This window comes from Achromobacter anxifer (assembly GCF_903652925.1).
GTDB lineage: Bacteria > Pseudomonadota > Gammaproteobacteria > Burkholderiales > Burkholderiaceae_B > Achromobacter > Achromobacter anxifer.
Window position 1 is genome coordinate 122,768 of the sequence record NZ_CAHLAR010000012.1, and the last position, 11,450, is coordinate 134,217.

General features: G+C 64.2%; 12 protein-coding genes. 11 read left to right on the top strand and 1 reads right to left on the bottom strand.

Annotated features, from left to right (window positions below):
• The first annotated feature begins 42 nt into the window (after positions 1-42).
• Entirely contained in the window at positions 43-936 is an 894-nt protein-coding gene (locus HWY37_RS29075; protein WP_175206032.1) for a LysR family transcriptional regulator, read from the top strand.
• On the opposite strand, the gene HWY37_RS29080 is transcribed toward HWY37_RS29075, so the two are convergent.
• A complete protein-coding gene (locus HWY37_RS29080) occupies positions 933-1,628 on the bottom strand; it encodes a FadR/GntR family transcriptional regulator (RefSeq protein WP_175206031.1) in 696 nt (231 codons plus the stop codon). The two genes, HWY37_RS29075 and HWY37_RS29080, sit on opposite strands and share 4 nt — an antisense overlap.
• A gap of 268 nt (positions 1,629-1,896) precedes the next feature.
• Between HWY37_RS29080 and HWY37_RS29085 the strand changes: the two genes are divergently transcribed.
• The 10 genes from HWY37_RS29085 to HWY37_RS29130 are packed head-to-tail and all read left to right on the top strand — an operon-like array spanning position 1,897 to position 11,403.
• Positions 1,897-3,024, top strand: a complete 1,128-nt coding sequence (locus HWY37_RS29085) for a cupin domain-containing protein (RefSeq protein ID WP_176090394.1) — start codon at positions 1,897-1,899, stop codon at positions 3,022-3,024.
• An 11-nt stretch (positions 3,025-3,035) separates the two neighbouring features.
• A complete protein-coding gene (locus tag HWY37_RS29090; RefSeq protein WP_176090395.1) occupies positions 3,036-4,172 on the top strand; it encodes an LVIVD repeat-containing protein in 1,137 nt (378 codons plus the stop codon).
• A gap of 1 nt (position 4,173) precedes the next feature.
• Positions 4,174-4,551, top strand: a complete 378-nt coding sequence (locus tag HWY37_RS29095; RefSeq protein ID WP_054451245.1) for a RidA family protein — start codon at positions 4,174-4,176, stop codon at positions 4,549-4,551.
• 38 nt (positions 4,552-4,589) lie between these two features.
• On the top strand, positions 4,590-5,192 hold the full coding sequence (locus HWY37_RS29100) for a glutathione S-transferase family protein (RefSeq protein WP_176090396.1): 603 nt from the start codon (positions 4,590-4,592) through the stop codon (positions 5,190-5,192).
• A 20-nt stretch (positions 5,193-5,212) separates the two neighbouring features.
• Positions 5,213-6,016 (top strand): ABC transporter ATP-binding protein, encoded by an 804-nt coding sequence (locus HWY37_RS29105; RefSeq protein WP_246302437.1) that lies wholly within the window; start codon positions 5,213-5,215, stop codon positions 6,014-6,016.
• Positions 6,017-6,030: 14 nt separating this feature from the next.
• Positions 6,031-6,837 (top strand): ABC transporter permease, encoded by an 807-nt coding sequence (locus tag HWY37_RS29110; RefSeq protein WP_176090397.1) that lies wholly within the window; start codon positions 6,031-6,033, stop codon positions 6,835-6,837.
• Between the two features lie 23 nt (positions 6,838-6,860).
• A complete protein-coding gene (locus tag HWY37_RS29115) occupies positions 6,861-7,874 on the top strand; it encodes an ABC transporter substrate-binding protein (protein ID WP_175206026.1) in 1,014 nt (337 codons plus the stop codon).
• 9 nt (positions 7,875-7,883) lie between these two features.
• A complete protein-coding gene (locus HWY37_RS29120; RefSeq protein ID WP_176090398.1) occupies positions 7,884-9,380 on the top strand; it encodes an aldehyde dehydrogenase family protein in 1,497 nt (498 codons plus the stop codon).
• The gene (locus tag HWY37_RS29125; RefSeq protein WP_176090399.1) at positions 9,377-10,990 is read left to right on the top strand and encodes a GMC family oxidoreductase; all 1,614 of its coding nucleotides are present in this window, start codon (positions 9,377-9,379) and stop codon (positions 10,988-10,990) included. The genes HWY37_RS29120 and HWY37_RS29125 overlap by 4 nt, the downstream gene beginning before the upstream one ends.
• Entirely contained in the window at positions 10,990-11,403 is a 414-nt protein-coding gene (locus tag HWY37_RS29130; protein ID WP_175206023.1) for a hypothetical protein, read from the top strand. Before HWY37_RS29125 ends, HWY37_RS29130 begins: the two co-directional genes overlap by 1 nt.
• Positions 11,404-11,450 lie beyond the last annotated feature (47 nt).

Here is an 11,450-nt window from a genome sequence, read left to right on the forward strand (position 1 = left end):
ATATTTATATCTTCGTAATAACTTAGACGCATCACGACGGCGATGACCCTGACCATTTCCGAATTGGAGGCGGTGCTGTTGGTGGCGGAAACGCTCAACTTCCGCATGGCCGCCGAACGCGTGCCTATCTCGCAGCCGGCGCTCAGCCGGCGCGTGCAGGCGGCGGAACAGAAGCTGGGCGCCAGGCTGTTCGACCGCGACAAGCATGGCGTGGCGCTTACCTCCGCCGGCGCGGAGCTGGTGCCGATTGCAATGCGGATGCTGTCGGAGTTCCGCGATTCGCTCAGCGATCTGTCCGAATTCATCGCGGGCCGCCGGGGCAGCATCAACGTCTGGGCCCTCCCCTCCGTCGCCTCCGCCTTGCTGCCCGCGGCGACGCGCACGTTCCAGAAGTCGCACCCCCAGGTGCGCCTGAACATCCATGCGGTCTCCGCGCGCCAGATCACGCAGGCCGTTTCGGAAGGCAATGCCGATATCGGCATATCCATCGAGGTTCCCGACCAGCCGGCCAGCGTGCAATTCACGCCGCTGCTGAAAGAGAACTTCGTGCTGATCTGCCCTATCGGCGATCCATTGGCGCGACGCAAGCGCGTGGATTGGAGCGTTTTCGCGGACCGGCCCTATGTCGCCAGCGGCCCCGCCAGCAGCATCCGCCAGGTCACCGACCAGATCCTGGCCGCCTCCGGACGGCTGCCGGAGATGAATTACGTATCCGACAATATTTCGGTGGTGGGCGCCATGGTGGCTGCCGGCGTGGGCATAGCGGCGGTGCCGCAACTGGCCCTGCGCCTGATGGACACCACGCGCCTGTGCAGCGTGGCGCTGCACTCGCCGACCGCTTCGCGCAACATCGGCATATTGCTCAAGAACCAACGGTCCCTGTCGGCGGCGGCGCTGCGCTTCCTGGAGACCTTGCGGCAGACGGATCCGGGCTAGGAGCTCGGCGCCGCCTGGGGCTGTACACCCGTTCCGACCGGATTCAAACGATCGGCGATCTCTCGCTGTACTCGCCACAGATGCACGCGCATGCTCTGCTCGGCCGCATCTGGCGATCGGCGCGCAATGGCTTCCGCAATTGCGCGGTGTTCCTGGTCACGCATCTGTATGCGCTCTCGCGTGGTCTGTGTTGTGGCGGGAATGTGCAGACGCTGGTCCGCGCCGACATGCCGCAAGAACGCATAGAGGCTTGCCGCCAATTGGTTCCCGGAGCTGTCCGCCAGCAATTTGTGGAACGCAATGTCTCCGGTCGAGCGGGCGACCCCCGTTGGCGTAGTGGCGGCTTCCAGGATTTTCGCGATCTGCACCGGTGAGGCCCGGATCGCAGCCAATCGCGCGATCGCCGGCTCCAGCACCATCCGCAGCTCGATCACCTCGAGCGCGTTCGTCTCCTGAACCACGACATCCCCTTTGAGGATGGGCGGATCGTTGCGGCGAATGGCGGGCCGCGGCAGTTCTGACGCCTCGCGCATCTTGTCCAGCGCAAGGCGCAAACGATGACGGTTGACGTCCAGTTGCCCGGCGAGGACCCGCTCGGACGGCAGTTCTTCTCCTTTGCCCAACAGCGCTCGGATCTGCGTAATCAGCCTGCGTATGTCATTGGAAACCTCGGGTTGCCGGGTGCGTGCCATTGTTCCCTCGCGTCATATTTTCGCGACCATCTTAGATTCCAAAACGGTTAAACCGCAATAAAAATAAACAACCGGTTGTGAATTTAGATAAGGCAAATTATTTATTCAACTCATTGTTTTTAATGAGATTTTTATAATATCAATGCGAGCAGGCCAAAGGATTTAGGGGTTTTCCATATCGAACCAAAAATACCGTTTACACAACCATTGGTTGTTATTAGATTTGTTCCGCCATGTTGTTCATCAATAACTTTCAAGGGGAACATGTATGCACGGAACCCGTACCGTCAGCGGCACTCGCGAAGCGGATTTGTTGTCCATGTATGAGCAGATCGAGCGGAAATCCATGTTTCCGTTCTGGGCGCGCGATAACGAGGCGCACGACGACATCAAACAGCTCGTCAGCGGCCCCAAGGCCGTGCCTTTCCGATGGTCGTACAAAGAGGACATCCAGCCCCTACTTGCCGAATCAGCGCGGCTGATCTCGACCGAAAACACTGATCGGCGCTCGCTGATACTGGTCAACCCGGGCCTGGCCCCGCGCCGCGCGACTGTGTCCACCCTCTACACGGCATACCGGCAGAACGATCCGAACGAAATCATGCCCCCGCACTCGCACACCGCGAGCGCCATCCGTTTTGGGCTAACCGGCCAGCAGAACTTTACTGGCGTCGAGGGTGAAGACATCACTTTCCTGCCTGGCGACATGGTGCTCACGCCGCGCGACACGTGGCACAACCATGGCAATCTTGGCAACGAGCCCGCCATCAACCTGTCGGTGCTCGACTACCCGCTGGTCGAAAATCTCAACGCGCTGAGCTTCAAACACGACTACCAGGAGAACGGCGAAGTCGTGCGCAAGCAAAGCGCCCGCTTCCAGACCGAGTATTCGCGCACGGTCTACGGCGTGGGAGGCCTGACGCCGCGCTTTGTCGACCATCGGCGCGGCGGCGGCGACTCGTCGCCCATGTTCGTTTATCGCTACGACGCCATGCGCGAGCTGCTTTACCGCTTCCGCGATTGGGACGAATCGCCGCACGAAGGCTTGCTCATTGAATACACGCATCCCTTGCGGGGCGGCCCGGTGTACCGGACGATGACCTTCTTCATGCAGATGATCCGGCCCGGAGAGAAGACCCTGCCGCTGAAGCAGACCGCCAATCTCCTGGTCGCTCCGTTTGCCGGACAAGGCGCGATGACGATAGGCGAAGAGAGCTTCCCGCTCGAGCCCTTCGATACCGTGGCCGTGCCCAGCGACACCTGGGTCCAATACCGCAACGACCACGCCGAACCGCTGATCCTCTTCATCGCCAGCGACGAGCCGGCGCTGCGCGCAATGGGGCTTTTCCATCAGTGGGGCCGCACCGCGCAGGGCGACCTCATTGAGTTGGTCTGAGGAGACCGGTCTTGGCTAAAGCTTGGAATACCTCGTTGGTGGCCCATGTGGACTGCGAGGGTGGCGGACAGGTCTGGGTGGAAGGGCACACGATGTTCGTGTCCCATATGCGGCCACCCTATGGCACTTCGATCTACGACGTAGAGGATCCCCGGCGGCCCCGGCTCTTGGCCTCGCTCGAGGTGCCGATAGGGTGGCATTCGCACAAGGTGCGGGCCAAGGACGGCCTGATGATCGTCAACTACGAGAAGTTCCGTACCGGCGCGGACGACTTCGGCGGCGGCCTGGGCATCTACGACGTCAGCCGTCCGGACCGGCCCCGCCTCATCAAGCACTGGAAGACGGGAACTGAGGGCGGAGGCGTGCATCGCTACGACTTCGACGGCCGCTACGCCTACATTTCGCCCACGGCTCCCGGCTTCGTCGGCAACATCGTGAAGATCCTGGACCTGCAGGAACCGTCGCGTCCCGAAGAAGTGGGAAGCTGGTGGATCCCTGGCCAGAACATGCAGGCCGGCGAAGATTACCCGTGGGACAACTACGTGCCGCCTCGCTGCCATCATCCGCTGCGCATGGGGAACCGGCTGTACGTGTCCTATTGGCACCATGGCATGTTCATCCTGGATATCGAGGACCTGTCGCGCCCCAAGCTGGTATCGCAATTCAACACGGGGCCGGCTCATCCCCATCCGACACACACGGCCCTGCCGATTCCGATGCTGCTGAAAGGCCGGCAGATCCTGGTTGTCGCCGATGAAGACGTCGCCAAGCTGCGCCCGTCTCCACCGGCCTTTACCTGGCTGTTCGACATTACCGATGAGCGCCAGCCGATTCCCGTCTCGACATTCCAGGTCGATGGCGTCGACCCGGACGGCACACCCAAGGAGCCCATGTCGGGCTGTCACCAGCCCGCCGAGCGATTCACCGGCAGCGTCCTGCCCTTTGCCTGGTTTGCGCGCGGCTTGCGTCTGGTCGACATCAGCGACCCCTTCAGGCCCAGGGAGGTCGGCTACTACGAGCCCGACACGCCCTCCGGGTTCGAGCGGGTCTCGTCGAACGACGTCACGACCGATACGCGCGGCCTGCTGTATCTGCTGGACAGGCAGCGCGGGCTGGACATCATCGAAAGCTCCGTCTACGGAAACTGAAATGGCATATCTACAGCAAGCCTTCGGCAAGAAAAATCCCAATCTCCCCTTCCATCCTGCCGTGCGCGCGGGCGATTTCGTCTTCGTATCCGGCCAGGTCGCCAAGGACGAAAACGGCGTGATGCAGGAAGGGACCATCGAGCAATTGACGCGCAGCACCATCGAAGCGATGCGCCGCGCCTTGCAGAGCGCCGGCTGCGACCTGGCGGACGTCGTCAAGGTCACGACCTACCTGGAAGATGCGCGTGACTTCGGCCGCTACAACGGCGTCTTCAAGGAGTACTTCCCGGATGGCATGCTGGCGCGCACCACGGTGGAAGCGCGCGCCGTCATCGACACCAAGATCGAGATCGAATGCATGGCCTACAAGCCGCTTTGACCGCAAGCACACACAAACACATTCAAGGGAGTTGCATCATGTTGGAAGTTCTTGGCCGCGCCACGTCCGGCAATGTTCAGAAAGTGCTGTTCCTGCTCGAGGAACTGAAGGTTCCCTACCTGCGCAAGGACTATGGCAAGACGTTCGAAGGAACGACGCTCACAGGGGAATACAAGGCCATCAACCCCACGCAGAAAGTACCGACGCTACGCGACGGCGAGCTCCACATCTGGGAGTCGCACACGATCCTGCGCTACATCGCCAACACGCGCGAGGGCGCATCCCTGTATCCGGCCGACCCGGCGGCGCGCAGCCAGGTCGAGCGCTGGATGGACTGGACCCTCGCTTCGCTGAACGTCGCGTACCTGGCGGGTTTCAAGGAGGCCAAGTTGCCTCCCGAGGAACTGACCGAGGCCGCGGTAAAACTGCTGAGCGCGGAACTGTCCCTGCTGGATGGCCATCTGAAGGGCAAGACCTGGATGGCGGGCGACGCGATCTCCCTGGCCGATATCTGCCTGGCCCCGCTGGTCCGGCGCTGCCTGAAGTTTCCGCACGCCAAACCCGAACTGCCCAGCCTGAAGGCATGGATGAAACGGGTCGAGGACAGGCCGGCCTTTGCCACGGCCGTCGCGGCCGGTTGAGGTCGGCCATGGAGACCGGCATGCACAAACCGCCAGACGACTCTCAGATCCGCGCGCGCGGACTGACTGTCGACTTCGACACCCGCGCCGGACGCGTGCGGGTGCTCAACGACATTGACGTCGACATCGCGAAGGGATCCTTCACCTCCATCATCGGCCCGTCGGGCTGCGGAAAGAGCACCCTGCTCAAGGTCTTCGCCGGATTGGTGCCGCCCACCGGCGGCGATGTCCGCGTGGCTGGCGTCCCGCCCACGGAAGCGGTGCGCCAGCGCCGCGTGGGCATGGTCTTCCAGGAAGCGGCGCTCATGCCCTGGCGCACCGCGCTCGAGAACGTCTGCTCGCTGATGCACCTGGTGCACGCCCGGCCCAGGCAGGAGATTCTCCAGCGCGGCCGGGAGATGCTGCGGCTCGTCGGGTTGGAGTACGCCGCCGACCGCTATCCCAAGCAGTTGTCCGGCGGCATGCGCCAGCGGGTTTCCATCGCCCGGGCCTTGGCCCTGGATCCCGAGGTGCTGATGATGGATGAGCCGTTCGGCGCCCTGGACGCCATCACCCGCGAAACCATGAGCGACTTCCTGCTGGAAATCTGGCAACGCACCGGCAAGACCATCGTCTTCGTCACCCATTCCATCGACGAGGCCGTTTACCTCTCGGACCGGGTCTACGTCATGGCCACCAACCCCGCTCGCATCGTCGACTGCCTGCCGGTCGCGCTGCCGGGCCCGCGCAGCGAGGCCACGTTCGCCAAGCCCGAATTCCATGAAAAGTCCTATCAGCTGCGCCAGCTGCTCAAGACGGGCCACGCCCAGGGGAGCGCATCATGACGGCGGGTACCACCATGAAAGCCAAAGCACAGCCGCAAGTCCCCGCCGTTCCACGGATGCCGGGAAAGATCCGTCACGCGCTCGGCTCGGCCACGCCCAGCATCGTGCTCGTGCTGATCATCCTGGCGGCCTGGGAGGCCTGTGTCCGCATTCTGCAGGTGCCCGCGTTCGTCGTGCCCGCGCCCACGGACATCGCGGCCGTCCTGGTGGAAAGACAGGCGGAGCTCTTCCAGGCCTCGCTCGTCACGGGCGCGGAAATCCTGTACGGCTTCCTGTATTCGTGCGTCGTGGGCATCGCGATTGCGCTCCTGGTCGACCGCTATGCCTGGTTCGGCCGCGCAAGCTATCCGCTGATCGTGCTGTTCCAGAACGTGCCGAAGATCGCCCTGGCGCCGCTGCTGATTCTGTGGTTCGGGTATGACCTGCTCCCGAAGATCGCCCTGATCGTGATCATGGCCTTCTTCCCGGTCACGCTCAACATGCTGGTCGGCCTGCGGTCGGCGGACGCCAACCTGGTCGCGCTGCTCAGGTCCATCGGCGCGACGCCGAACCAGATACTGCGCCAGGTGAAGATCCCCGCCTCGCTTCCCGCCCTGATGGCGGGGATGAAGGTGGCCATCACCCTGAGCGTCATCGGAGCGATCGTGGGCGAGTTCGTAGGCGCTTCGGCAGGGCTGGGATACATGATCCAGTTCGCATCGAGCCAAATGGAAACAGCGTTGGTATTCGCCGCCCTGGTCCAGATCTCCGTGCTCGGCGTCTTTTTCTACTACGTCATCGAATTCATCGAACACAGGTTTCTGGGTTGGGCCACTCACTAAATCGAATCAACAAGGGGAAAAACATGAGATCGAGTTGGAGATTCGGCGCGCTCTTCGGCGTGCTGGCATTGTTCAGCGGCGCAGTCCACGCCAAGGACGCAGTCACCGTGCAACTGGACTGGGTCGTGCGCGGCAATCACGCGCCCTTTTTTGTCGCCAAGGAGAAGGGCTACTTCGCGGACCAGGGCATCGATGTGACGGCGATCCGCAAGGGAACGGGATCGACCGACGCCTTGCGGCTGGTGGCCAACGGGAACGCTGACTTCGGCTTTTCGGATCTGCCGACCCTGATGGTCGGCAGATCTCAGGGAGTGGCCAATTCGGCGCTGCTGGCCGTGAACCAGAAGACGCCGCTGGCGATCATTTCGCTGAAGAAGAACTTCGACCTGCAGAACCCGAAACAACTAAAGGACGCCAACATCGGCGTGCATCCCAGCGGTTCGACCTACATCTTCCTGAAGGCCGCGCTGGCCAAGAACGGCCTGGCGCTGGCGGACATCAAGCAGTCCACCGTATCGCCGCCCTACGAAAACCTGTTGCTGCTGAACCGCGTGAACGTGGTGCCAGGCTATATCGACGCCGAGGTTCCCGAACTCGAGCACAAGGCCGGAGGACCGGGCTCCCTGTCCATCCTGCACGGCGAGGACCTGGGCATCCAGAGCTACGGTTCGGGCGTATTCACGTCGGACAAGAACATTGCCCAACGCCCGGATCTCGTCCAAAGGTTCGTGACGGCCTACGCCAAGGCCTTCGCCGACGTGATCCAGGACCCGGAAGCGGCCGCCGACACGCTGATCAAGAACAACCCCGAGTACAAGGGCAAGAAAGAAATGCTGGTGGCGCAGTTGCGCGCGGACCTGGACTTCACGTTCTTCAGCGACCACACCCGGACGCACGGCATCGGCTGGATCGACCCGGCCCTGTGGCGCTCATCGGCGACGCTCTTCAAGGAGCAAGGCGCGCTGTCGCCCTCCTTCGACGATACCCAGGGCTTCGACACGCGCTTCCTCGAAAAAGCGCAACCTCTGAAGCGGTGAGGCGAGATCATGGCAGGAAAAACTCATAAGACCGCCTCGGGCGACGTCCAGCTGCCCGCCAACAACGGCGTCTACTATGACGGCGGCTGGCACGCTCCCGTCAGCGAACGCTGGACCGACGTCGCGGCGCCAGGAACGGGCGAACGGCTGATGGCCGTGGCCGATGCGGGCGCCGAAGACGTGGCGCGCGCGGCCAGTGCAGCGCGCAACGGAGCCCGTGCATGGCGCCGTACCGCTCCGCTGGCCCGGGCCGCCACCTTGCGCAAAATGGCCCAGCGCTTGCGCGAGAACGCCCGGGAGCTGGCGCTTTTGGACGCGCTGGACTGCGGCAATCCTGTATCCGAGATGGGTTCCGACGTCATGGTTGCCGCGGCACTGCTGGATTTCTTCGCAGGCCTCGTGACGGAGCTCAAGGGCGACACCATCCCGATGGGCCACGACGCGCTGGACTACACCGAACGCGAGCCCGTGGGTGTCGTGGCGCGCATCGTCGCGTACAACCATCCGCTGCTGTTTGCCATGGGCAAGCTGGCCGCCCCGCTGGCCGCGGGCAATGCCGTGATCATCAAACCGCCGGTGCAGGCACCGCTGTCGGCCCTGCGTTGCGCGGAGCTCATCGGAGACCTCTTGCCTCCCGGCGTCTTTTCGCTCGTCCCCGGCGGCGCCGACGCCGGAGCCGCGCTGGCCGCGAGTCCGGACGTGGACATGATTGGCCTGGTGGGCAGCATCCCCACCGGACGCCGGGTCATGCAGGCCGCGGCAGCGCGGCTCAAGCCCGTCGCGCTGGAATTGGGCGGCAAGAACGCGTTCATCGCCTGCCCGGATGTCGCCCCCTCGCTGGCTGCGCGCGCAATCGTCGACGGCATGAACTTCACGTGGTGCGGGCAGTCCTGCGGCTCGACCAGCCGGGCCTTCGTTCACCGGTCCATCTATGAAGAAGTCTGCGCCCAAGTGGTCCAGGCTTGCGCCGCGTTCGTGCCGGGCGATCCGACCGACCCCGCCACCACCATGGGCGCGATGATCAGCCTCGAGCACCGCGACCGCGTCAAGCAGGCGATCGATACCGCCGTGGCGCAAGGCGCCCGCCTGATCGCGGGCGGAGGCGTGCCCCGGGAGGGCGTCCCCGCTGGCGGTTTCTACCTGGAACCGACCGTCTTTGCGGACGTGTCGGCCGCCTCGCCACTGGCCACCGAGGAATTCTTCGGTCCCGTGCTGGCGCTCATTCCCTGGGACGACGAGCAGGAGATGCTTTCAGCGGTGCACAGCCTGGACGTCGGCCTGACCGCCGCGATCTGGACCGCGGACCTGGCGCGCGCCCACCGGCTGGCCCGCGAAATCGATGCGGGATTCGTCTGGGTCAACGAGGTCGGCAAGCATTTTCTGGGCGCCCCGTATGGCGGGGTCAAGCAATCAGGCATCGGCCGCGACGAATGCATCGGCGAGATGATCTCATTCACGCGGGAAAAGAATGTCCACATCAACTTCAGGCCGGTGAGCCCCACATGAAGCCGGAATACGACTACATCATCGTCGGCGCTGGTTCCGCGGGCTGCGTGCTGGCCAATCGCCTGAGCAAGGACCCCGCAGTCTCGGTGCTGGTCATCGAGGCGGGTCCCTGGGACCGGGACCCGCTCATCCACATTCCGCTGGGATGGGGCAAGATCCTGCAGCAACGTTTGCATGACTGGGGTTACGACGCCGAGCCGGCCCCGCACGCCGATGGCCGGGCCATCGAATGCGCGCGCGGCAAGGTTGTGGGTGGAAGTTCGTCGACCAATGCGATGGCGTTCGTGCGCGGCCATCCCGAGGACTACGCGCGCTGGGCGCGGCACTACGGCCTGCCCGAGTGGCGCTTCGAGGACGTCCTGCCCTATTTCCGCCGCCTGGAAGACTGGGAAGGCGGCCACACGGACGACCGGGGGGCTGGCGGGCCCCTGCGGGTGCAGCGCTGCCGCTATCAGGATCCGTTACTCGACGCATTCTCCACGGCCGCCCGCCAGGCAGGCCACCCATGGCTCGACGATTACAACGCCTCGCCGGCAGGCGGCTTCTCGCGCCTGCAGATGTCTATCCGGCGCGGGCGTCGATGCAGCGCCGCCACGGCCTACTTGCGCCCCGCGCTGCGGCGTCCCAACCTGACCGTGGTCACGCTGGCGCACGTTCTTGGCGTGGACTTCGAAGGCGACCGCGCGGTCGGCTTGCGCTTTGCCAGGCAGGGGCGCACCACGGCAGTCAGGGCCCGCCATGAGGTGATTCTTGCCGCGGGAGCCATCAACACGCCCGCGATCCTGATGCACTCGGGCATCGGCCCCGCCGAGGCATTGCGCGACGCCGGCATACGCGTCAGGCTGGAGCGCGCAGGAGTGGGTGAAAACCTGCAGGACCATATCTCCGTCATCGTCACCGCCCGCCGCCGCGAACCGGGCCCGTTCGTGCGCGGCATGCGCCTGGACCGCATCGGGGTTTCCATGGCGCGCGCCTATCTCGGCGGCGAGGGCTTTGCCGGCGACGTTCCAGGCGGCATAGTGGGGTTCGTGCAGCCAGACGGCGCGGATACGCCGGATCTGCAATTCCTCCTGACGGCGGCTCCCTTCAACGCCCATCCCTGGCTCAATCCGGTGCGCAAGCCTTTCGCCGACGGCTTCGCCGTCCGGACGGTCCTGCTGCACCCCCACAGCCGCGGCCAAATCACCGTAGCCAGCGCGGACCCGTTGGCGCCGCCCCGGATCAACCAGAACTTCCTGGCGTGCGACGCAGACCGAACCCGGGTACGCGAGTCGGTGCGTATCGCGCGGACCTTGCTGGAACAGCCTGCGCTTGGCGATTACGTAGCCACCGAGCTTGCGCCGGGCGGCGGCGTGATTGATGACACGGCGATCGATGCATTCGTCCGCAAGACTGCCATCACGGTTCACCATCCCGGCGGCACTTGCAGAATGGGAAGCGAAAACGACCCGATGGCAGTCGTCGACAGCCGGATGCGCTGCATCGGCGTTCCAGGCTTGCGTATCGTCGATGCCTCGGTCATGCCAGACCTGACCTCGGGCAACATCAACGCGCCGGTGCTCATGCTCGCGGAGCGCGCCTCGGACTGGATACTGCAGGAGGCCCGCTGATGCGACTCTCATTGCAGCGTCATCGCTGCGTCAGCCTGCTGCCGCTGGCGCACACCGCCCACCAGCGGCTGGATGACTTCTTTTCGGTCGAGTATTGCACCCGCGCCGACGAGCTCCCCGCCGACACGGCGGCGCTGATCGTCGGCGGTGAAAGCCTGTCATCGCTGCAGACGGGCCTGCCGGCACGGATTCAGTCAGTAACCGTGGTGGGCAGCGATGCGGTGCCGCCGCAGTTCGTGGAACAGATGAAGGCCAAGCGCGTGCTGGTGACCTGGCCACAGGTCGCCGGCGCCGAAGACGAGCGCGAGGCGATGGAGATCTGTCACGACGTGATGGCGGCATTCGGATTCGGCCGCATGGGATCGCGGCCGCGCAACGTGGTCAACGATGTCTTGCTTTGCGATTGCTGTTGACCGCGTATCCCCGTGGCAAACCCGGCGCGGGCAACGGGAGGTACTGC

Excerpts from the sequence above, each read along its gene's own strand:
- HWY37_RS29075 (WP_175206032.1), top strand. The coding sequence starts at position 43 with ATGACCCTGACCATTTCCGAATTGGAGGCGGTGCTGTTGGTGGCGGAA.
- HWY37_RS29080 (WP_175206031.1), bottom strand. The coding sequence starts at position 1,628 with ATGGCACGCACCCGGCAACCCGAGGTTTCCAATGACATACGCAGGCTG.
- HWY37_RS29085 (WP_176090394.1), top strand. The coding sequence starts at position 1,897 with ATGCACGGAACCCGTACCGTCAGCGGCACTCGCGAAGCGGATTTGTTG.
- HWY37_RS29095 (WP_054451245.1), top strand. The coding sequence starts at position 4,174 with ATGGCATATCTACAGCAAGCCTTCGGCAAGAAAAATCCCAATCTCCCC.
- HWY37_RS29100 (WP_176090396.1), top strand. The coding sequence starts at position 4,590 with ATGTTGGAAGTTCTTGGCCGCGCCACGTCCGGCAATGTTCAGAAAGTG.
- HWY37_RS29105 (WP_246302437.1), top strand. The coding sequence starts at position 5,213 with ATGCACAAACCGCCAGACGACTCTCAGATCCGCGCGCGCGGACTGACT.
- HWY37_RS29110 (WP_176090397.1), top strand. The coding sequence starts at position 6,031 with ATGAAAGCCAAAGCACAGCCGCAAGTCCCCGCCGTTCCACGGATGCCG.
- HWY37_RS29115 (WP_175206026.1), top strand. The coding sequence starts at position 6,861 with ATGAGATCGAGTTGGAGATTCGGCGCGCTCTTCGGCGTGCTGGCATTG.
- HWY37_RS29120 (WP_176090398.1), top strand. The coding sequence starts at position 7,884 with ATGGCAGGAAAAACTCATAAGACCGCCTCGGGCGACGTCCAGCTGCCC.
- HWY37_RS29125 (WP_176090399.1), top strand. The coding sequence starts at position 9,377 with ATGAAGCCGGAATACGACTACATCATCGTCGGCGCTGGTTCCGCGGGC.
- HWY37_RS29130 (WP_175206023.1), top strand. The coding sequence starts at position 10,990 with ATGCGACTCTCATTGCAGCGTCATCGCTGCGTCAGCCTGCTGCCGCTG.